Origin of the sequence: Nocardia speluncae NBRC 108251 (assembly GCF_001613245.1) — a bacterium.
GTDB classification, from domain to species: domain Bacteria; phylum Actinomycetota; class Actinomycetes; order Mycobacteriales; family Mycobacteriaceae; genus Nocardia; species Nocardia speluncae.
The window spans coordinates 1-21,738 of the sequence record NZ_BDBZ01000039.1 but is presented as its reverse complement, the minus strand read 5'-3'; the positions used below and the strand labels follow the sequence as shown (position 1 = coordinate 21,738).

Here is a 21,738-nt window from a genome sequence, read left to right as displayed (position 1 = left end):
GTCAGCCGAGTACTCGCCGCTCCAGGAAATCGCCGATGGCGGCTTCCAGCGCCGCCGCGGCCCCACCACGCGAATCGGCATTGTCGGCGTTGATCTCCAGTACCGGGATTCCGGCGATTTCCAGGGCCTCGGTGGTGAACGCCGAGCCGGGGACATCGTCGGCCACCAGGTGGACGACCGCGTCCACCCCGTGACTACGCGCCTCCTTGACATACCACTGCGACGACAGCGGTGGGGTGTACAACTGGTCGGTGAATCCGGTGAACCGGGCCGCGAGGGCGCGCATCGGGTCGTCGCCGTAGCGGGCGTAGCCGTCCGCGGCGATCGCCAGGTACATGGACCAGACGAACACCGCCCCGTACTTCTCCTGAAACCGCTGGTACAGACCGAGATCGAACCACAGACCACGCCCGATCCACATCAACCGCACCCGTTCTCCGGGGCAGACGGCGCGGCTGTCGCGCACCGCTTGCTCGACCTCCTGGAACAACGCGCGCGCCGCGTCCCGTCCCCATACACTGCCGCGATGCCACTGCGGGATCATCACCGCGGGAATGCTGTCGTTGACAGAGACCGGGGTGGGCCTGGTGGCGGCGAGCAGATCCCTTGTCCGCCTGTTCCACTCGGCCTGCTCGTTCACCAGTGCCATGACCTCGGCGAGCCGATCGATATCGAAGGACCGGCCCGTGCGCTCGGTGAGGAAGTCGACGAGTTGCCAGTTCTCGCTGGTCATCAAGTCGAGCCGATCCTCGGCGTAGGCGCGCTCCCATTCGCGCGGGACGATTTCCCACCAGTTGTCCGGGGCCGTGGTGGCCGAGGACCTCTCGAATGGGAAGAATTCGGTTCCCGGATGTTCGGCCCACAGATCGAAGACTTTGCGGGTGGCGTCAGCGCCGCATTCGGCGATCACGAAATCGGGTCTGGGCAGGCCACCCCAGGGTACGTCGGCGGCCGGCAGGTCCATGGAGCCCAGGCCGATCGCGTCGTATTGCAGCGAATCGTCCGGATAGCCTCGGGCGGCGACACTGTCCAACGCGGCGGGGCCCATCCGTTTGGCCGATACCACCGATGCCCACCACTGGTTCACCACGTACGGGATGCCCATGGCCCGCAAGATTTCCTGCGGCGCGTCGGCGTTGACCAGGGCCAGTGGCGCGCCGGCGGCGACCTCTTCGCGCATCCGGGCGAACCATCGCTTCTGGTGTGCGATCGCGGCGGTCGCCGCGGCCAGCCGTGCTACCGGGGCGGCGGTGTGGGGTGTGTTCATCGTGCCGTGGCCTCGCAATCTTGCCGGGTGAGCAGCTGGGCGGCGGTGGCGAGTTCGCCCGCCGACCAGAGGTGGCCGGCGACGGACAACGTCACCACCTGCACATCGGGACCGAGCTCCCGGATCAGTCCTGGGCGATCCCAGCCGGGCGCCGAGTCGTTGCGCCGGCCGACCGAGAGCACCCTCTGCGCGCCACAGCGGCGGACGCAGGACGCGCTGAAGCGGGCGCGATCGGACAGTCCGGAGGTCTGTGCCATCGGTCCGAGTCGCAGCCGGTGCCCGGCGATATCGGTAAAGGCGGTGCGTAGGTCACTCACCTCGGTGGGTGTCTCCCAGAGGTCGGCGACCGGGTCGCCCCAGTTGTGATCCTCGCCGGCGATCAGTACACCGGCCGATTCGAGACCGGCGTAGACCGAACCCTGGTCGACGGTGCTGCCGGTGAGGAAGACCCTGGGCTCCTCCGATGCTTCCGGCGCGGTTTCGAGCGCTGCGCCGATCCGGGCGAGGCAGTCGACCGGGGTGTGTGTCTGTGCGCGGGCGTACAGACACAGCGCGGTCGCACCGGGGACGGCACCCAGGGCCCGGCGCGCGCGGAGCTCACGCAGCGCCGAGCCCAGCCGCCCCCGGAGGGCCCGGGCCTCGTACAAGGCGCCCGGGGTGACAGCAGTTCCGGTCCATTCGGCAATAACGTCCGCCAGTTTCGCAACCTGGACGGCGTTGTAGTCGCGCGTTGATTCACGCGGGAGATGCAGCAGGTCGACCAGGTGCACTTCCGGCACCGCGCGACCCTGTTCCGCCAGCATCCGCAGTACATAGAACAGTCGCAGAGATCCCTGACAGTCGCGGGAGACGACCAGACCGCGCAGGAACCCGAACTCGCCGGTGAGGATGCGATCCAGTAGTGAATGGAAAACGGAATCCACTGCGGCACCGAGTAATTCGACCGCATCGGCGCCCGGTGTCCGCGCTGCGGCGGAAAGCCGGAAAGCATGCGCACCGCAGGCCTCGATGATCTCTACCGGCACATCGCCACCGATCACACCGATCACCGGCCGGCCGGACTCGGCAGCGAGTGTGCTCACAGCACTTCACCTTCGGTCAGCGCGGCGATCCGTGCCGCATCGTATCCCAGCAGCTCGCCCAGCACATTGCGGTTGTGTTCGCCCAGCGCCGGCGCGGGCCGGTCGAGGCTGGTGTCGCTGCCGGACATGGTGATCGGCAGACCGCTGCCGAACAGCTCGACCACCTCGCCGTAGCTGGGATGGCTCAGCGGAACGACCTCCCCGCGCTGCCGCACGATCGGATCCCGGACCGCGTCCCGCGGTGACCGGACCTCCGCGCAGGGCGCCCCGTGACTCTCCAGCTCGGCGATCACCTCGGCAACCGGCTGATCGACCGCCCATTTCGTGATCATCGCGTGTAACTCGTCGGCGTGGTGGACCCGGCCGTCCCGCTTCGCGAAACGCGGATCGGTGATCAGGTCGGCACGGCCGATAGCGGTGAGTACCCCGTGCGCGAACGGGTCCGTGGGACCACAGATCGCAAAATAGCCGTCGGCGGCCGGGAAGACCCCGAACGGCGCCAATCGCGGCACCATATCGCCGGTGCGAGTGGGCAACCCGATCATCTCGAAGGCATCGAAGGGTTCGGCGGCGACCAGCGAGGTGAGCGCACCCAGCATGGAGACATCGACGTGCTGGCCGTGGCCGGTCTGCCCGGCCTGGATCACCGCCGACAGGGTGCCGATCACCGCGAACAGCGGGGCGAGCAGATCACCGATGGGCAGGCCGAACCGGATGGGACCGTCCCCGGGACTGCCGGCGGTCATCATGACCCCGCTCAGGGCCTGGATGATGGTGTCCATCGCTTTGCCGGTCCCCGGGCCGCCCTGGCTACCGAATCCGCTGATCGAGGTGTAGACGATGCGCGGGTTCACCTCGGCGACGGCACCGTGGTCGATACCCAGCCGCGCGGTTACCCCGGCGCTGTAGTTCTCGACGACGATATCGGCCTGCGCGACCAGATCGAAGAACACCTCCCGTCCCGCGGGCTTCTTGAGATCGAGGGTGATCGACTCCTTGTTCCGGCCCCGCGAGAGCATCGATACCGACATGTCCTCGTCGGTGGTGCGCCGCACCGACAACCCGTCGCGTGTGATGTACGGGGAGTTGTTGCGGGAGGCGTCACCACCGCGCTCCGGGTTCTCGATCTTGATCACTCGGGCGCCGAGCCCAGCGAGCAACAGGGTCGCGTACGGACCGGCGAGCGCCGTCGTCAGGTCGAGTACGATCTTGCCTTCCAGCGGCCGTCGATCCATCAGGGTTTCCTTTGCTGTTGCCCGGACTCGGCCACCGTGACGAGGTCGGTGTCGTGGCGGAACAGGGTGCCGAACCCCGCTGCCCGGGTGATCTTTTCGATGTAGTCGGCGACCTCGATACCGCGCGGATCACCCGGGGCGAGCGGCACGGGGCGTGCGTCGTCGTCGATCCAGCACGGTACGAATCCGGCGCGGAGGGTTCCGTCCGGACCGAAGGTGCACGAGGCGATCGCGGTGTTCCGGCTCTCCGGATGGAAGGGATAGGACGGCATCTCCGGGTCCGGGGCGAATCCGAACATCTGCTGTCGGCGTGCGGCCCACGCCCGGCGTTCCGCGGAATCGCCACCGACCGGGGTCAGCGCACGAGTCACGGTGACGAAATTGCCGAGCCCGTGGAATATCGGTTTACCGCGGTACATCTCGATCCCGCGCATGATGTGCGCGTGATGCCCGATCACCATATCGGCACCGGCGTCGACCGCGGACTGCGCGAGAGGTGATTCGTAATCGGCCAGTACCGCTGGGGTATGACCGATCCCTTTGTGCAGGGCGACGACCACGATATCCACTTCCGCCCGCAATGCCCGGATATCGGCCTTCATCTGCGCAAGGCTGTCCGGGGCCACGAAGGTGTAGACGGTGGGCGGTCCGCCGGGTGTCGCCGATTCCAGCTCGTAGTGGGTGAGCACATTGACGTAGGCCGCGCCCGCCTTCTGCGAGGCCGCCCACGAAACCCGCGGGCCCACACAGTTGTAGCTGAGCACGCCCACCCGCCACCCGGCCGCCTCGTGGACGGCGGGTTCGCGGGCCGCGGCGAGATTCGCTCCCCCGCCGACGGTTTTCAGTCCCGCCGCTCGCGAGTAGCGGATCGTATCCAGGACCCCCTCGGTGCCCACATCGTAGAGATGGTTTCCGGCGAGGGTGACGATATCGAAACCGGCGTCGGCGACGGCCTCGAGTGCTTTCGGATCGGCCGGCGGGGCAGGGACATCGGTGCTGGACTGGACGGTGCTGGTCGAATGCGGGACCTCGATATGACCGATCGCGATATCGGCGCCCCGCAGCAACCGCGCGCTCGGCGCGAAATACAGCTCGGGTCCGGGTTCGTCGAGAACGAGATCCCCGACGGCGAGGATGCTGCAGGTGCCGCTCATCGGATCTCCTCCACGAGTTCGGCCGCCCGGCCGCGGGATTCGTTGAAACGGCTCAGAAACCGTTGCAGCCGCTCGGTCCGCGGTTGTTCGAAGAATTCCTCGGTGGTGTTCTGTTCGACGACCTTTCCGTCGACCATGAACACACAACGATCGGCGACCTGGCGGGCGAATTCCATTTCGTGGGTGACCACGACCATGGTCAAGCCCGAACGGGCGAGATCCTTGATCACGGTCAGCACCTCCTCGACCAGCTCGGGGTCCAAGGCACTGGTCGGCTCGTCGAACAACAGCACCCGCGGCCGGGTTGCCACCGAACGGGCTATCGCGACGCGCTGCTGCTGGCCGCCGGACAATTGCCGCGGATAGGCGTTCGCCTTGTCGGGTAGGCCGACCTTCTCCAGCAAGGTTTCGGCCCGCTCCCGTGCCGCGCCCTTCGACATCCCGTGCACCGCCACCGCGGCCTCGGTGATATTGCGCAGCACGGTCCAGTGCGGGAACAAGTTGAACTGCTGGAAAACCATGCCCATCCGGCGCCGCTGGGCGGCGATATCGTCCTCGGACAGCGGCCGCAGGGCACCGTGTCTGTGTGCGAACCCCAGGAGTTCGCCGTCGAGATATATCGCCCCGCCGTCGATCTTCTCCAGCTGGTCGATACAGCGCACCAGTGTGGACTTGCCCGATCCGGAGGGACCGAGAACGACGACCACCTCCCCTTCGGCGACGGTGAGATCCACACCGTCCAGCGCCGGACGGCCGTGATAGACCTTGCGCAGGTTCGATACCTGCACCACGGGCGTGGCGGTCTTATCGCTCATCGAACGTTCCTTCCACGATTCAGCGCGCTGCGCCACAGACTCGGCCGGTTTCCCGCACGCCGTTCGCCGCGGCCGTAGCGGCGTTCGAGCCGGCGCTGGAATACCGTGAGCAGCGAGACCACAGCCAGGTACCAGATACAGGCGACGATCAGCAGCGGCACCACCTGGTAGGTGCGGTTGTAGATGAGCTGGACGGAGAACAGGAGATCGGTCATCGCGATCACCGAGACCAGCGAAGTGCCCTTGAGTAGCGAGATGAACTGGTTGCCGGTGGGTGGGACGATCACCCGCATCGCCTGCGGCAGGATGATGCGAGTGAACGTCCGCCGGCGGCTGAAACCCATGGCCATTGCCGCGTCCCGCTGACCGGCGTCGACTGCGCCGATACCGGAGCGGATGATCTCCGACATATACGCGGCCTCGTGCAGGCTCAACCCGATCAACGCGGCGGTGAGCGGACTGATCAACTCGGTGGACGACCACGAGGCGAAAGTCGGGCCGAACGGGATGCCGATCGACAGCTGCGGCAGCAGATAGGCCAGATTGAACCAGAAGATCAACTGAACCAGCGGCGGGATACCGCGGAAGATCGCCACGTACCCCTGGCACACCAGGCGCACCGGCCAGAAGTCGCTGTTCTGGCCCGCGGCCAGCGCCACGCCCAGCAGCGAACCGACCACCATGCCGATCACGGTGATGAACACCGACATGGCCAGCCCCTTCAGGACTGTCGGATAGAAAAGGTAGCCCCAGACGATATCCCAGCCGAACCGCTCGTTCGTCACGAGGAAATTCACCAGCTGTGCGGCGAGCACGACCAGGACCACCGAGACGATCCATCGCAGCGGTCGCAAGCGGGGCCGGGCCGCGGAAACATCGTCGTCGACGGGTACGGTCGCCGGGGGCCGCTCGGTCAGGGATGCGGTCATCGCGTTTCCTTGTTCGTCGGGCATGGGATGGCTCGAAGTTCCCGGCTCATGCCGGCGCGGTGGGGTTCAGCACCGGCTCGGCGACGGCGATATCCTCGAGCTTCCATTTCGCGACCAGCTCGGCGTATTGCCCACCGGAGAACAGCAGTTCGAACGCCTGGTAGAAAACCGGCCCGAGACCGTTGGTCTTGGGTGAGAGCAACACCAGCTGGTCGGCGCGGGCACCTTGGTCCTCGGTCTGGGCGACGGCACGCCAGGTGTTGGGCTGCGCGGCGGCGGTATCGATGGCACCGCTCTGCGTCAGCGCGGCCGAATCGGCACGGCCGGACTGCACGGCCAGCAGGGTCGCATTGGTATCGGCCAGGCCGACGAACTCGAGCGGCTGCCTACCGCTGCTCTCGCACCAGCCCGACAGCTTGGCGGCCTGTTCCTCGGTGATCGAGCCGATCACCCCCGCGGTCCGGGTCCCGCACAACTCGTCGGTGCTCTGCGCGGCGATACCTCCGTTGATCGGCAGCAGATAGGAGGTGCGGCTGGTCAGCCACTGCACCCCGTCGAATTCGGCCAGACGTTGTGGTGTGGCCTTGACCGGTCCGTTGAACGCGTCGTAGCGACCGGACAGCATCCCCGACAGCATCGCCGGAAGACCACTGGATACCTCCATGCGGATCGGGACCCCGAGCACGCCGGACAGCGCCTGCTGGATATCGGGATCCATGCCGGTGATCGTCTTCCCGTCGGCGGCGACCGTGCGGTACGGCGGATGCGAATCACCGACGAAGACGATTTCGCCCTTGTCCTTGATCGCCTGCGGTAGCCGGTCGTACAGCGCGCCGGCGTTCTCTCCCGGGCCGGACAGCTGCTCGGTCTCGGCCGTTTTCTCGTCGATCGACGTACATCCGGCCAGTGCCAGGGCCAACAGCGCGACGATGGCGACGAACGCCTGTGTTCGAGTCGGTCTCATCGAATCCCTCACGTGATGAGTATCGAGTGGGTCTGTGCACGCTTCGGGCCTGTGACGGAAACCGCCTTCGGCAGCCGATGTGACCTGGCGAACATTAGACGTATTCTCGACCCCCGTCAACAAAATGACTAATATCAGTGCTCGGCAAACGGTTCCAGCGAACGCAACTCCAGCCGATCCACGGCCTCCGCCCTGGCGACAGCGTCCAACTGGTCGTGCAGTTCGTGGAACGCGCGCTGCGCCGCCGCGGCCGGCCAGTCCGCGGGCAGATGCTCGACGGGCAGGCGAGGATCCTGCCGTATGACATCCAGCCACTCCGTCACCAGCAGGAGCTGCACCGCCAGCGCATCATGGGATCGGGAGCGCTCCGCGTCCCCCCAGCGTCCGAGGAAATCGCGGTACAGCGCTGCGATACCTGCGACATCCCAGGCATCGAGCAGCATGGCGGGAATATCGGTCTCGGCATCGGCACGACTACGGAAGACGCGGATCCGGTCGGCGCCCTCCACACCGTCCAGGACCTCCCGGACATTCGTTGTCGACGGCGCGATCCACAGACCGCCCTGCAACGATCCGAATCCCGCCCACTGCAGCCGGGCACGCAGATCATGCCGCTGCCGCTGCCAGGACTCGGGAAAACTGAAGGTCAGCATGGTCCACGAACCGTCCCAGTTCGCCTCGACCGCGCCGGTACGCCAGATCCGCACGTGCCCGTCCCGCAGAATTTCGGTCAACCGGGGAGTCAGCACCATATAGGTCTGACGGCCTACACGATGCCGGTTCAGCAGGCCGCGTTTGACCATCCGGTTGAGTGTGGACCGGGTAGCGTGCTCACCGATACCCAGCGAGGCCAGCACATCGATCAGGCCGGTCGTGCTGACCATCACGTCACGGTCGAGGACATAACGCCCGAGAACGGTCAGCAGAACACTCTGCGGTTTCACCGACGGCGCGATATCATGAGTCATAATTTCTGCATGCGTCACAGATATGACGATATACATGGCTGAGCATCGGCGGTAGTCGACATTCCCACCACATCGAGTCGATAGGTGAGATGCGCCTCGCGCGCGCCGAGGCACTCCAGGCCGGCACCGCCTCGCCGAAGCGTCGGCCGATCTTCGACCGCTTCGCGCTCCACCGGGGCGCCTACTGAGAACTCGTGTGCGCAGCACGGGCGGGCCGCGCGCAATGAACGTACCGCGGCCGCCGGGCAACCCCGGGTCCTCGTGCTCGACACCGGCGGCCGGCCGCTGCACCGGATCGCCGCGACAGACCTCGCCGCATTCCCGGCCCGGACCTGGTCCTGCTGCGAGACGACCGTTCCTTCTTCCCCAAGTACAATGCTGCGCTGGTGATGCGCGCGGATTTCGCCCGGGCGCATCCGCGGGTCGCCGAGATCATGGCACCGATCTCGCGGTTGCCGGCCAACGAGTCGATCACCGAACCGAACCGGCAGCTAGACGTCGAGGACCGCGAACCCGCGGACGTCGCCCGCGACCGGATGGTGACGCAACGGTTCGTCACCGAGGAGTAAACGGCCGGACAAGGAGATGGTGAATGGTAGCGCCGGACGGTCCGAAGCTTCCCTCACCCGCTCCGGCTCGATCGGCGCTGTTCGGTCTGCCGCCGGCCGGACGGCGGCTACCCGGCGCGGCGCGCGCGGCCCTGGCCTTCGGTGCGCCGGCCCTGATCGCGGTATCCCTCGGCCACGAACAGCAGGGCCTGATGGCCGCCACCGGTGCGCTGGCGGTGATCTTCGGGGAAGGCCAGGTCTACCGCCGCCGGTGGCGCGTCATCGGCGCCGCCGCGATATCGCTGACGATTTCGGCGTTGGCCGGCGGGCTGGCCGGGGAACTGATCCAGCAGCGGCTCGGCGCGGGCGGCTCGCACTGGTGGCAGTTGCTGATCGTGCTCTTGATGTCGGCGGTCGCGGTGACCGGGACATTCGTGAACTCGGCGCTGCGCATGGGTCCCCCGGGCGGGTTCTTCTTCGTGCTGGCCGCCGGTGTCGGCGCGCTGATCGTGGGGCACGGCGTGCCACCCGGCCAGGTGGCGCTGTGGACTGCGCTGGGCGGGGTCAGCGCACTGTTGATGGGGATGTCGGGGGCGCTGACCGGAGCGCACGCACCGGAAGAGCGCGCGGTGCACGCCGCGGTCGGCGCGGTGCGCGACTACGCCGCGCTCGACACCCTGGCCGGGGACCGGGTGGACGCACGCTACTCGACCGCGATGAAGGTACAGACGGCGTGGGCGCTGCTCGACGACGCCCGGCACTCCGGAGACGGCCACCTCGCCGCCACGCTGACCGACGCCCAGCGGCTCTTCGCCGAGGTCCTGCACCGCAACGGGTCCGGTAACGACGAATCCGACCTGTTGTTCGATACCGGCCGCCCCGCGCCGACACCGCGACCGTCCGTGCGCTATCGGATCCTGCGGTCGCTGTCACCGGACAGTCATGCGGTGGTCTCGGCGAATCGGATCGGCCTCGCCGCGGTCCTCGCCGGGTGTTCGACGGTGGCACTGGATCTCGGCCGGCCGGACTGGGCGGTCCTCACCGTCACCGTCCTGCTGCATCAGGGGCCGGACCGGGTGCGCGGCACGTACCGCGGAGTGCACCGGATCGGCGGCACCGCGCTGGGGCTGGTGCTGTTCGCGGCGCTGTACGCGCTGGAGCCCCGGAGCTGGGCTCTGGTGCTGATCCTGATGACCCTGCAGTTCGCGATCGAGATGTTCGTCGCCCGCAACTACGGTCTCGCGGTCGTCTTCATCACGCCGCTGGCGCTGCTGATCGGTGGCGGCGGACAGTACGGCGATATGTTCCCGGTGCTGCGCGACCGGCTGCTCGAGAGCGTTATCGGAGTGGTGATCGGATTGACCGCGCTGTGGGCGGTCGACCGCCGTGCCCATCGGCGGGTGCTACTGCGCAACGATCAGCGGGTCCTCGAGGTCCTCGGACACCTCCTGCGCCGAATTTCGCCGAGCCGGGTGCAGCACGATTCCCCGCCGACTCCTCGGCGCGAGGCGCCGGATCCGCACACCGCGACACCGGGCCCGCCATCGGATCCACTGCACGAAGCGCTACCCGAGGTGCGGGTGCTGCGACGGGAACTGGAGTTCGAACTGATGGGTTCCACCCTCGGTGCGATCGATGCCGCCCACAACGAACCCGAATGGGCAGGTGCGCATTGGACCCGGCACCAGCGCATCCGCCGGCTCGGCCACGAGGTGCTCGCCGCGACCCGGCAGGTCCCGGAACAGGCACCCGGCGATACCGCACAACTGGGTCGCTGGTCCCGCAGCCTCGCGGAACTGGCCTAGGCAGTGACCTCGAAGCCGGCGGAGCCGGATGACCGATCGAGTATCCCCCGGTAAGACGTGACGGTCGCAGGCCGACGGCCACCGATCTCCGCCGACCGTTGCGGACGCTCTGTAGTGTCCGGGGCCGGCGGAGGGAGGACCGATGCACACGGTGCGCGACGCCGTATGGAATCTCGTGGACCGTTCGGTCGAGTCGACCGAAGGCAGGGGCGACACCCAACTCCGCACTGTCGTTATCAGTGCAGGACCTGCCATCGTGCAATGGCCGGCCGCATTGACGATATCGCTCACGCAGCCGCTCATACCGGCGCGGAGGACACCGTGCTCGCGGGTATCCGCCAAGGTGACCATTCGTGACGACGTCAGGTCCTGGTGCAGGGCAAGGCCCTGCCGGTAAGGAGTGCGGGTGTCGCCGGTCGCCTGCAGGATGAGGGCCGGTGCCGAGTTGTGCACGGTGGTGGGCAGCTCGACGGCTCCGGCCAGAACGCGCAGGCGGTGATGTTGTCGGCGAACGCGCCGAACACCGGTTGGGTCGCCCGCACACTTTCGATATTGCGGTAGTACCAGGCCGGATCGCGCGGTGCGGCCTGGTCGCCGCACAGGACGGCGGCCATACCCGAGGCGTTCAGCGAGCTTTCGATCGGCCAGAGCGACTGCAATCGTTATGTTATCGTGTTGCGAGTCGTTACACTATCGTGATCTTTACCCAGGAATGGTGGAGCCGGTCGATGCGGGCCCGGAGTGCTTGCGCGTCGGAAATCCGAATGTGGGAGATGTGATGGAATCCGGGCTGGCATTGGCGAGAAATTCGAGAAATTCGTACCGAACGAGGTATTCGGCCACCGACGCATCCGGCCTGCCGGCCGACGGCACCCGCCGGCCCCCGGCGATACCCCGGCGGATCGGCCGACTGTGGCTCGCGCTCGTCGCCCTCGCCGCGATCGCCCTACCGGCGATAATGTCCACGCCCATCGCGCGGGCCACGGTGCCGCCGCCGGCCGAGGACCCCTTCTACGCCGCGCCCGCCGATCTCGCCGCACATCCGAACGGCGCGATGCTCGGGGCCCGGACGATCACGCCACTCGGCCTGCCGATGCCGGTGCAGGCATGGCAATTACGTTATCGCACAACCGATTCCGACAACAATCCGCAACTGAATATGACGACGGTGCTGGTCCCGCCGGTACCCTCGAACGGGCCGCGGCCGTTATTGTCCTATCAGGTACCCGAGAACAGTCTCGACACCAGATGTGCGCCGTCGTTCACGCTGCGCGGCGGACGCAACACCGATATCGCGGCCGTCGCGCAGGATGTGCCGTTCATCGCCGACGCTCTGATGCGCGGCTGGGCCGTCGTGGTCAGCGATTACGAAGGCCCACAATCACGGCTCTTCGACGGCGTGACCTCCGGGCGTGGAGTCCTGGACGGAATTCGCGCCGCGCGATCCTTCGCCGCAGCCGGGATCGACGCCGCGAGCCCGATCGGGGCCTGGGGCTACTCGGCCGGAGCCTTCGCCACCCTGTGGGCCACACAGCTGCGTCAGGAATACGCACCGGACGTGCGGTTCGCCGGTACCAGCGCCGGCGGGGTCCCCACCGATATCCCGACCATGGCCGAACGTGCCGACGGCGAAGCGGGAGCGATGCTGATCCTGCTCGGGCTGGCCCGCAACGAACCCGATTCCCGGCTGGCCGACCTCCTGAACGAACAGGGACGCAATGCGTTGCGCGCCGCGGATACCTCCTCCTGCGGTGCGGATCTGGCGCAGAAGTTCCCGGACCCCCATATCGACAACTTCGCCGCGGTCCCGAACCTGCCGGCGCAGCCCGCCTTCCGCAGCGCGGCCGCGCCCAACGAGCTCGGCGGCGCCACCCCCGACACGCCGCTGTACCTGTACCACAGTGTCTCCGACGAGAAGATCCCCGTCGCCGGCTACACCGCCCTCGTCGATACCTACTGCGCGCAGGGCGCGACCCTCACCGCGACCCACTCGCTGTTCCCGGGCCATGTGGGAGCCGCCGCGGGTGAGGCCATCGGCGGTATGAACTTCCTCGCCGACCGCTTCGCCGGGGCCCCGCCGGCTCCGGGCTGCCAGGTGTCCTGATCGGGTCCGGGCCCCACCGCCGGACCGGAATCCAGGAGGAACGGCAGCAGGAAATCGCGCAGCAGGGCGCGCTCCTCGTCCTCGGTCGCCGGTGGCAGCGTCAGCAGCGAGATCATCACCCACACCGCCCACCGGCCCAGCCGGTGGGCCGCCGCGGCGGGCAGATCGGGACGTCACCGCGCCACGAATACCGCGACCAGTTCATCGATCACCTCCGACGAATCCGACAGCCGCGCCACGATTCCCACGTTGGCCGGATCGAACCACACGGCCAGATGCGGAGCTTGCGGGCTTCGGCCAGGGTCGCGGTCATTCCGTCGAGCAGAAGCTCCCGAAACGACTCACGGCCGAAGCAGCGACCGGCCTGCTGAGGTCGGTGCGCCCCCGGGAACACTATGGCCGAACTCTGCGGCGGGTCGCCATCGACCTGACCGGCGCGCTTCGCCGACCCTCGCCAGCGTCCACATATCGGCGGCGAGCCGTTGGCCTTGGGCCCCTTGACCGATGCTGTCTCGACCGAGCCGAGATCGGAATCACTCAGCCGAGGCCGGCGAGCCGCCCGGCCGGCACCAGAGAGCCCGTGTTCAGGACAACGGTTCGCTGTCGCTCGACGAACAGGTTCAACCGCTGTGCACTGCTATACCGTGCGCCGTATCGATGTACTCCCTGGCCTTGCGAACTGTGCCGTCCTCGATCTCGAAGAGGAAGTGGTAGAACTGATTGAGAATTCTGCCGTTTGGCAATGTGGCGGTCGATTCCGCTTCCACGGCCACCCTGGCGGCCTCGGCGGTCACCCCGGTGACGGTAATTCGAATTCCACTCGGTATCGCCTGCCGAAAACGTTTGATGTGCTCGACGAACTCCGCCTTGGACATGCTGCCTGAGACAGGGAACGAATCAGCGTGTGCCATCACAGTCCACAAGGCGCTCTCATGGAGAAGATCGAAAGCTGCGTCGCCATGGTCGGAGTCGAGGCCCTGCACCAACTCACAGGCAATCCTCTTGTTTTCTTCCACACTCATCAGTGCACCCTAATCGCTCAACCACTGAATATGCACCTGGACGGCCGCGACCTCGATCCACCGAATGGGTCCATCGGTTGTGAGAGTTCTGATGCACCGGAATGGATGAGAAGAAGACGATCACACCATGTCACGACGTCGGCACGCGCCCGAGCAGATCATCCGCACGCTCCGCGAGGGTGAGCGACTGCGACGGCTTGCCCGGTCGCCCGGCAAGCCCAGCACCCACGACACCGATCCGCCGCCGGGTGCGAACCGCCGTGAGCGAAATCGGTGTTTCGTGGCGGGCCCGAATTCGTGGGATTCGACTATACGGCAACCCTCCACAGCAGAGGTAGTTTACGAAACTCCCGCTCCAAGAGGAGAATACAATGGGGAGAATGGATGGAAAAGTTGCTCTGGTGACTGGAGCGGCACACGGAACGGGACGGCGCTACCGGGAGTTGAAACGTCCGCTCAGGTATTTTTCGAGGTTCCCGCGTATTCGAGGCCGAACACTGTTCTCAGCCACACGGTCGTCACCGTCTCGACCATATCTTCCATGCGGATCGCGTTCGCGCTGCGCATGGACATGAGACCGAGGTTTCTCTCACCCATCCACATGAGAGCTGCCGCCAGGGAGCGGGCGGGCGGCCCGTCGATAGCCACACCCGCGGCTCTGTCGCGCTCGATAGCGGCGGCGGCGGCATCGATGAATCCACCCAAGATTTTGTCCCACTGCGCCTGCAAGGCAGGTTCAGCCGCCGCAGCATCACCGACCTCGCGAAGAATGTGACCGTGCCGCTTCCATACATCTATCACTTCGGAGACGGCGTGCTCTATCGCAACCTCTGGTGGAACTCCGGCCGGCCGATCGAAAATCATTGCGGATGCTTTGAAAACATCGTCGGTAACGCTCGACAGAAGCGCCGAAAGCACCTGCCACTTGGATTCGAAATAGAAATAGAAGGAGGATCGCGACAATCCTGCGCTCTTGGTGAGATCATCGATCGAGACCGTACGCATCGACTCGGTGCGCAGTGTTTCATAGGCCCCCTCGAGGATCGCTTGCTCTCGCATGTCGCCCTTGAGGTTCCGCCGACCGGCCCGGGGCTCGGTACCGTTGAGACCCTTTGAGAACGAAGCCGCCATGCCCCTATCGTAGTGACAGGTCCCCGGTAACGTGACAACGCACCTTCAGAGTCGGATCGTTGTCATCGGAGCGCGGCTGGACCCGAGGATGGTCGTGGGTTCGTGAAGGACAGCCGGCACTCGGGCCAGCCCCTTGCGGGGCACCGCTACGCCAACTAACCAAGTTCGATCTCCGGTGGCGGCACCAGTGCCTTAACTTCGTTAAGGTGTCAACTGTGCCAAAAGGAATTACGCGGGAGCAGATCGTGACGACAGCACTCGATCTACTCAACGAGCAGGGCATGGACGCCCTCACTGTCCGTGCGCTCGCATCCCGGCTCGACGTGAAGGCCCCCGCCCTGTACTGGCACGTCCGCAACAAACAGGAACTGCTCGACGAAATGGCCACCTTCGTCATGCGACGCATCACCGATGCCCTCGCGGCGATCCCGCGCGGCGGCGACTGGCGTGACGATGTATCCGCCTACGCCCACGTCTCGAGGTCGGAGTATCTGATGCACCGGGATGGGGCGCGCATCTTCAGCGGCACGCGTTTCGCCGACCCCGAAGTGGTGAAGGCGAAAGAGTCGTGGCTCGAACGCTTGACTGCGGCCGGGTTCTCACTGCCCGAGGCCGACGACACCCTGGACCTGGTCACCGCCTTCGTAGTCGGCTTCGTCATCGAAGAGCAGGAGCGCAGCCCGTCCGCCGGCGCCGACCCTGCTCGATACTCGCTCACCGAACGTGACGCATGGCTCGGCGAAGGCGCCGAACTGGTCAAGGCCGCCGGACATCTCCGCGACGACGGCGACCCGAGATTCGAACGGCAACTCGGCATTCTCCTCGACGGCCTCGCCGCCCGGCTGCCCTGACGACCGGTCAGCCGTTCCGGCCCTCACAACAGGCGGATACACCGGGGTCGGAGAACTCCGCGCGCACCGGCGCGACATCGGACGTGGTGACGGCCGCCGCCCGCACCACATCCTCCTTATCAAAGTTCAGTCGATCGATTGCTCCCGTTCCTTAACGTTGTTAAGGTGCTGACGGCGGGGAAGGGGATCACCCGGGAACGGACCGTGGCGGCAGCGCTGAAACTGCTCGGCCATCGCAAAGGAGCTTTCGTGAACACCACGCCGGACAACGGCCTGCCACCGGGTACGACACGGCACAGACGGTGGAACAAGCGCCTCGCCGCGCAGATCGCCGCACTCCTCATCGGAAATCTGATGGCGGATACCGTGCTCGTGGCGCCGCTGCTGTTCCTCTCGCAGATGCTCGAGCACTTCCAGACCGATCAGGCGGCCTGGATCAGCTCCAGCACAGTACTCGCCGGTGCGCTGTGGGCCCCGTTACTGGGCCGGAGCGCCGACCTGCGCGGAAAACGCCGGATGCTCGTCATCACGCTGCTCATCGGCTGCACCGGCTCCATCATCGCCGTGGTGGCTCCCAACATGCTGATTTTCACCCTCGGACGTCTCGCCCAAGGCGCCGTCATCGCGTCGGTCTTCCTCTCCGCCACGATCATCCGCGAACTCTGCGAACCACGGATCGCGATGCCCGCAGTCGGGATCGTCACCACCGGCACAGCAGTGCTCAACCTCGGCGCCGCCTTCCTCTACGAGAATCTGGTCGCCGAGTTCGGCTTCCGCATCATCTTCGTGACGGCAGCCGCACTCGGCGCCACCGCCGCCGTGGCCGTGCGCGTCGTCATCCCCGAATCCACAACCACGACGCCGGGCCGGCTCGACGTGGGCGGTGCCCTCCTACTGGGCGCCGGCCTGGTCACGGTACTCGGCTACATCAGCCTGGGGCCGGAGATCGGCTGGTTCGGCGTGATCCCGTTCGCCCTCCTCGGCACCGGTGTGACCACGCTGGCGTACTGGGTACGGCACTCCCGGCGGGCCACCGATCCGGTGATCGACATCAGCAACCTCGGGCGTCCCCTCCTGCTCACGCTGCTCGTCATCGTCCTCGCCACGGGTGCGACACAGAGCATGGACCAGCTCCTCAGTCTGATCGCCCAGGTCTCGCACGAGCAGCGGCTCGGTTACGGGCTCGACGCCCAGGGCATGCTGGGACTATTGTTCGGGATTCCCGCCGTCGGGGTTGTCGTGGGTGGAGTACTCTCGGGCTGGCTCGCGACCCGGATCGGACCGGCCGCCACGCTGGCCGCCGCCACGACGGTCGGCACCGCCGGCGCCGCCGGGATGCTCACCGGGGCGTCCTGGCTGCCCGCCGCGATTGCCTGCTCCTTTCTGCTGCAGTGCACGATGGGTGCGCTCTTGACCACCGGATTCAACCTGGCCGGGTCGCTCGTGCCGGCCGATCGTCAAGCTGCGGTCTCGAGCATGGTCTCGGTCGTGGGCGCGTTCGGCTCGGTGGTCATGACGTTCGTGGGTGCAGCCGTGCTCTCGTCCACCCAGACGATCATCGACGGGACGGCGGTGAACTCCGCGACGGGCGTGTACAGCTACATCACGATCGCGACCGCCACACTGGCGACCGCCACCGTGCTCGCCGTCGGCCTGACCCGCCGACGACCGTCCCGGTTCACCGCCCCACCGACGGACAGCCGTGCTCATGAGATCGGCCAGCCTCACTGACACTGCCTCGCCACCCACGATGACCAGGCATTTCCAGTTGCCCCAGTGCGTAGCCGTAGCCGAGTTCGTCGGTCGGCGGTGGCTCCAGCGACAGGAACGGCCCGGCCTGCGAGAGATACCCGGCCTCCTTCACCAGTGACGCGCCTTCGCCGAGCCAGGCGTCGCGCTCGGTAGCCGAGTAGCGCGTCGGATCGGTCGCGGAGGACTGGCGCCGCTCCTACTCCTCCCCCTCCTCCTGCTCCCGCTCCTCGATGGCGAAGCCCACGGCGAAGAGAAGATTGACAACTTAACGTTGTTAAGTAATGCTGACTACAGCGTTTAACTTAGTTAAGGAGAACCTGATGCGTGCTGCGATCGTCACCGCCCCCGATACGTCACCTGTCTGCGGCGACTTCCCCGAGCCGACGGCCCCACCCGGTCACGAGCCGCTGCACCTCGTCGGTGCCGGCCTGCACAACATCGTTCGCGGGCTGGCCACCGGGCGGCACTACGGCCGAGGGCAGATGACCTATCCACTGGTGCCGGGCATCGACGCGGTCGCTCGCACCGGCGACGGGCGCCTGGTTTACACCGGATACGCGCATCCACCCTTCGGCACGATGGCCGAGCGGCTGGTCACGTCCTTCCAGGCGGAGGTCCCGGCGGGAGTGGATCCACTCGCGATCGCCGCAGGTATGAATCCCGGCCTCTCGGGCTGGATGGTCCTCACCGCGCGACGCAAGGAAATGGGGGCGTTGGGCACCGTACTGGTGCTGGGCGCCACGGGGATGTCGGGCAGCCTTGCCGTGCAGGGGGCGTTGGCGCTCGGGGCCGAGCGGGTCATCGCCGCCGGGCGCGATCCGGAGGCGCTGGAGCGGCTGCGTGGTGCGGGAGCGACGACCGTGTCGCTGGCCCACGACGGACCCGACGGCATGGAGAAGGCCCTGGCTGATGCGGTATCCGAGACCTCGCCCGGTCTCGTGCTGGATTACCTGTGGGGGCCCGTCGCCGAGGCCGCCTTCGCCGTGCTGGGTCGCAGCGGCGAGGACACCGAGGCGAACACGGCCTACGTGCAGATCGGCTCGCTCGCGGGCCTGGAGGCATCGCTGCCCGCGGACCTGCTGCGCAGCAGGCGGATCCGGATCACCGGGAGCGGCGTCGGATCGCGGTCCGCCGAGGAGATGCTCGCCGAGGCGCCCGAGGTCATGGCCCGCTTCGCCGACGGGTCCCTGCAGCTGCCCTACACCGTGTTCCCGCTGAGCCGGATCGGCGAGGCGTGGGCACACACCGGCCGCAGCCGCGCCGTCGTCGTGCCGGATTGAGCCGTCCATCCATCAGAACGTGACCGGAGAGAAGAAAAGCCATGCAGAAGAAGGCACTGGTGGTGGGGCTCGGGATCGCAGGGATGTCCGCGGCCATCGGGCTGCGCCGGGCCGGTTGGACGCCGGTGATCGTCGAACGAGCAGCCGAGCGTCGGACGGGGGGCTACTTCATCTTCATGTTCCCGGAGGGTGTACAGGCCGCGGCCGACCTGGGGATCGCCGACCACCTGCACACCCGCAACCCGGAATGGCGACCGGGCGGGAACTCGTGGTCGGTGGATAGCCGGGGCAGGCGGAAGCCGGCTCTGGGATTACTGGACGCGCCCAGCGGGCTGGCAGCGGTGCTGCGCGGCGATATCGAGGCCGCGCTGTGGCAAGGCGTCACCGGCAACAAGACCGAGGACCCGATCGAGGTGCGGTTCGCGACCACTCCGGTCGACATCACCGAAGGAGCCGGCGGGGTGCAGGTCCTGCTCGAGGACGCCCGCACCGGGAAGCAGTATCGCGAGGACTTCGATCTCGTGGTCGGCGCGGACGGGATGCGCTCGAGCGTGCGCCGGTTGGTGTTCGGTCCGGACGAGGACTACCTGGCGAACTGGAAGGCGATGATCTGTGCGTTCCAGATGAAGGAGCAAGTGCCCTCCTACGAGGCGAGCGACAGCATCATCGTCTCACGTCCCAAGCGTGCGATGTGGGTGTTCGGACTCGCCGACCACGCACCCTGCGCATGGCTGACCTACCGCACCGGCGATATTCCGGACCGGTTCGCCGGGCCGCCGATCGAGCAGGTGCGCGCGGCCTTCTCCGGGATGGACGAAGACCCCGTGGTGCGCCACGTCCTGGACTCGCTGGACCAGGCCCCTGACCACGTGTTCGACTCGATCCACCAGGTGAGGATGCCCCGGTGGAGCACGGGGCGGGTCGTGCTCGTGGGGGATGCGGCCTGGTGCATGAACACCTACTCGGCCATGGGCTCCTCGTCCTCGCTTCGCGGCGGCGCCGCGCTGGGCGTGGCCCTGCGGGAGCACCCCGACGACCTCGCTGCCGCGCTGGACGCGTGGGAAACCGGCCTGCGTCCCTACATCACCAGCCAGCGGCGCTCCGCACGGATCAAGCAACAGCGGTTCGTCCCGTCCAGCCGCCCGGTCCAGGTGCTGGTTTCGGGCGTTCTCGATCTGATCCGCAGGGTCGTGCACCGCCGGCTGGCAGCGGAGTTCACCGCGGCGGCGACCGCTGCCGCGTCCGGCGCGACGCGGTGACGGCCATGCGGAAGAGGGCGTTGGTGGTCGGGCTCGGAATCGCGGGGATGTCCGCAGCCATCGGGCTGCGCCGGGCCGGTTGGACACCGGTGATCGTCGAACGTGCGCCCAAGCGGCGTACCGGAGGCTATTTCGTCGGGCTGTTCCCGGAGGGCCGGCAGGCCGCGGTCGACCTGGGCATCGCCGACCACCTGCACGCCCGCAACCCGCAACGGGCGGCCCGCGCGAATTCGTGGTCGGTGGATCGCCGGGGCAGGCGCAGGCCGGCGCTGGGATTCCTGGATCAGCCCGGGGAGCCGGCAGCGGTGCTGCGCGGCGACATCGAGGCCGCGCTGTGGCAGAACATCACCGGCGTCGAGGTGCGGTTCGGGACCACTCCGGTCGCGATCACCGAGGGTCCTGCCGAGGTGCAGGTTCTGCTCGGGACGACCGGCACCGGTGCGCAGTACCGCGAGAGCTTCGACATGGTCGTCGGCGCGGACGGGATGCGCTCGAGCGTGCGCCGGATCGTGTTCGGTCCGGACGAGGACTACCTGACCACGTGGAACGCGATGATCTGCGCCTTCCAATTGAAGCAGCAGGTGCCGTCGTACGAGGCGAGTGACAGCATCATCATTGCGCACGCGAAGCGGGCGGTGTGGGTGTTCGGGCTCGCCGACCACTCGCCCACCGCGCTGCTGACGTACCGGACGACAGACATCCAGGAGCAGTTCAGCGGGTCACGGGTCCAGCGGCTGCGCTCGGTCTTCTCCGGAATGGACGATCCCGTGGCGCGGCATGTCCTGGACTCCCTGGAAGAGGCCCCTGACCACCTGTTCGACTCGGTGCACCAGGTGCGGATGCCACGGTGGAGCAACGGTCGGGCCGTGCTGGTGGGGGATGCGGCGTGGTGCATGAACCTCTACTCGGGCATGGGTGCCACGTCCTCGCTTCGCGGGGGCGCCGCGCTGGGCGCGGCCCTGCTGGAACACCCCGACGACCTCACCGCCGCGCTGGCCGCCTGGGAGACCGGCCTGCGTCCGTTCATCACCAAGCACCAACGCACCGCGCGGCTCAAGCAGCAGATGTTCGTCCCGTCCAGCCGTCGGGCCGAGGCGCTGCGGTCGGTTCTCCTCGGTCTGGTCCGCAGAATCCGCGGTCGCCGGCCGGCGACGGAGGCGGGCGGTCCGCGGACCCGGGCGCTGTCCGGCACGCCGCGGTGAGAACGACGGGGACCTTTCAGCCACCCAGGACTTCCGCCTGCGGACGCCGCGGGTCGTACGCGGCCCAGCCTGGGTCGCCGTGGGTCGCGAAGGCGACCCAGGCGCCGTGCACGCGGGCCGCGAGCCCGGCGGGCGCCGGGCCGGGACCGAGCAGACCGGCGTCGCCGTGCAGCCACGGTGCATCGGCGATATCGAACACGAAGGGCAGCTCGACCGTATGGGTGGCGCCCAGCCGACCGTCCAAAGCCGTCGAGCGGTGGCCGAACGAGTACACGTGGGTGTGGCCGGCGGACAGCCGGGCGTGGGCCTCGATCATCCGAGCGGTGCCGGCCCCGAAGAGGCCTTCGCCCAGCACCGCGGAGCGCAGCTC

The 21,738-nt window shown here is 67.3% G+C and carries 17 protein-coding genes and 3 pseudogenes; 8 read left to right on the top strand and 12 right to left on the bottom strand.

The genetic code is table 11. From position 1 onward, the window contains the following. Position 1 precedes the first annotated feature (1 nt). The 8 genes from NS6_RS29015 to NS6_RS28980 form a co-directional block, all read right to left on the bottom strand. A complete protein-coding gene (locus NS6_RS29015; RefSeq protein ID WP_068048456.1) occupies positions 2-1,267 on the bottom strand; it encodes a 2-hydroxyacyl-CoA dehydratase family protein in 1,266 nt (421 codons plus the stop codon). Then, positions 1,264-2,349: a 2-hydroxyacyl-CoA dehydratase family protein gene (locus NS6_RS29010; protein WP_068048455.1), complete on the bottom strand. Its 1,086-nt coding sequence runs from the start codon at positions 2,347-2,349 to the stop codon at positions 1,264-1,266. Before NS6_RS29010 ends, NS6_RS29015 begins: the two co-directional genes overlap by 4 nt. Further along, positions 2,346-3,584 (bottom strand): CaiB/BaiF CoA transferase family protein, encoded by a 1,239-nt coding sequence (locus NS6_RS29005; RefSeq protein WP_068048452.1) that lies wholly within the window; start codon positions 3,582-3,584, stop codon positions 2,346-2,348. Before NS6_RS29005 ends, NS6_RS29010 begins: the two co-directional genes overlap by 4 nt. Continuing rightward, positions 3,584-4,738, bottom strand: coding sequence for a CapA family protein (locus NS6_RS29000; RefSeq protein WP_068048449.1), 1,155 nt, complete (start codon positions 4,736-4,738; stop codon positions 3,584-3,586). Before NS6_RS29000 ends, NS6_RS29005 begins: the two co-directional genes overlap by 1 nt. Further along, on the bottom strand, positions 4,735-5,553 hold the full coding sequence (locus NS6_RS28995; protein WP_068048446.1) for an amino acid ABC transporter ATP-binding protein: 819 nt from the start codon (positions 5,551-5,553) through the stop codon (positions 4,735-4,737). Before NS6_RS28995 ends, NS6_RS29000 begins: the two co-directional genes overlap by 4 nt. Continuing rightward, a complete protein-coding gene (locus NS6_RS28990; RefSeq protein WP_068048801.1) occupies positions 5,550-6,482 on the bottom strand; it encodes an amino acid ABC transporter permease in 933 nt (310 codons plus the stop codon). Before NS6_RS28990 ends, NS6_RS28995 begins: the two co-directional genes overlap by 4 nt. Before the next feature lie 46 nt (positions 6,483-6,528). Continuing rightward, positions 6,529-7,446, bottom strand: a complete 918-nt coding sequence (locus NS6_RS28985; RefSeq protein ID WP_068048443.1) for a transporter substrate-binding domain-containing protein — start codon at positions 7,444-7,446, stop codon at positions 6,529-6,531. Positions 7,447-7,580: 134 nt separating this feature from the next. Continuing rightward, positions 7,581-8,414, bottom strand: coding sequence for a PaaX family transcriptional regulator (locus tag NS6_RS28980; RefSeq protein ID WP_068048797.1), 834 nt, complete (start codon positions 8,412-8,414; stop codon positions 7,581-7,583). 314 nt (positions 8,415-8,728) lie between these two features. On the opposite strand from NS6_RS28980, the pseudogene NS6_RS28975 reads away from it, so the two are divergent. Further along, positions 8,729-8,983, top strand: a pseudogene (locus NS6_RS28975) (glycine betaine ABC transporter substrate-binding protein); the annotation flags it as partial. A 23-nt stretch (positions 8,984-9,006) separates the two neighbouring features. Beyond that, the gene (locus NS6_RS35520) at positions 9,007-10,767 is read left to right on the top strand and encodes an FUSC family protein (protein ID WP_068048437.1); all 1,761 of its coding nucleotides are present in this window, start codon (positions 9,007-9,009) and stop codon (positions 10,765-10,767) included. A 333-nt stretch (positions 10,768-11,100) separates the two neighbouring features. Here the strand turns inward: NS6_RS35520 and NS6_RS36090 are convergent. Continuing rightward, a pseudogene (locus NS6_RS36090) lies at positions 11,101-11,220 on the bottom strand (alpha/beta hydrolase); the annotation flags it as partial. Positions 11,221-11,545: 325 nt separating this feature from the next. Here NS6_RS36090 and NS6_RS28965 point away from each other — a divergent pair. Then, positions 11,546-12,871, top strand: coding sequence for a lipase family protein (locus tag NS6_RS28965; RefSeq protein WP_245669559.1), 1,326 nt, complete (start codon positions 11,546-11,548; stop codon positions 12,869-12,871). Between the two features lie 620 nt (positions 12,872-13,491). Here the strand turns inward: NS6_RS28965 and NS6_RS28960 are convergent. Together NS6_RS28960 and NS6_RS28955 are read right to left on the bottom strand one after the other, a co-directional pair. Beyond that, positions 13,492-13,893, bottom strand: coding sequence for a nuclear transport factor 2 family protein (locus tag NS6_RS28960; RefSeq protein ID WP_068048431.1), 402 nt, complete (start codon positions 13,891-13,893; stop codon positions 13,492-13,494). Positions 13,894-14,349: 456 nt separating this feature from the next. Beyond that, on the bottom strand, positions 14,350-15,024 hold the full coding sequence (locus tag NS6_RS28955; RefSeq protein ID WP_068048428.1) for a TetR/AcrR family transcriptional regulator: 675 nt from the start codon (positions 15,022-15,024) through the stop codon (positions 14,350-14,352). A gap of 245 nt (positions 15,025-15,269) precedes the next feature. On the opposite strand from NS6_RS28955, the gene NS6_RS28950 reads away from it, so the two are divergent. From NS6_RS28950 to NS6_RS28930, 5 genes are all read left to right on the top strand, one after another. Then, on the top strand, positions 15,270-15,875 hold the full coding sequence (locus NS6_RS28950; RefSeq protein WP_245669548.1) for a TetR/AcrR family transcriptional regulator C-terminal domain-containing protein: 606 nt from the start codon (positions 15,270-15,272) through the stop codon (positions 15,873-15,875). 165 nt (positions 15,876-16,040) lie between these two features. Beyond that, a complete protein-coding gene (locus NS6_RS28945; protein WP_210746794.1) occupies positions 16,041-17,606 on the top strand; it encodes an MFS transporter in 1,566 nt (521 codons plus the stop codon). 341 nt (positions 17,607-17,947) lie between these two features. Continuing rightward, complete coding sequence (locus NS6_RS35365; RefSeq protein WP_068048423.1) at positions 17,948-18,907, top strand: quinone oxidoreductase family protein; 960 nt, start codon at positions 17,948-17,950, stop codon at positions 18,905-18,907. Between the two features lie 41 nt (positions 18,908-18,948). Beyond that, positions 18,949-20,166 (top strand): FAD-dependent monooxygenase, encoded by a 1,218-nt coding sequence (locus NS6_RS28935; RefSeq protein WP_084471505.1) that lies wholly within the window; start codon positions 18,949-18,951, stop codon positions 20,164-20,166. Between the two features lie 5 nt (positions 20,167-20,171). Then, positions 20,172-21,368 carry an FAD-dependent monooxygenase gene (locus tag NS6_RS28930; protein ID WP_068048420.1) on the top strand — a complete coding sequence of 399 codons (1,197 nt, stop codon included), beginning with the start codon at positions 20,172-20,174 and terminating at the stop codon, positions 21,366-21,368. Positions 21,369-21,384: 16 nt separating this feature from the next. Here the strand turns inward: NS6_RS28930 and NS6_RS28925 are convergent. Next, a pseudogene (locus NS6_RS28925) lies at positions 21,385-21,738 on the bottom strand (carboxylesterase/lipase family protein); the annotation flags it as partial.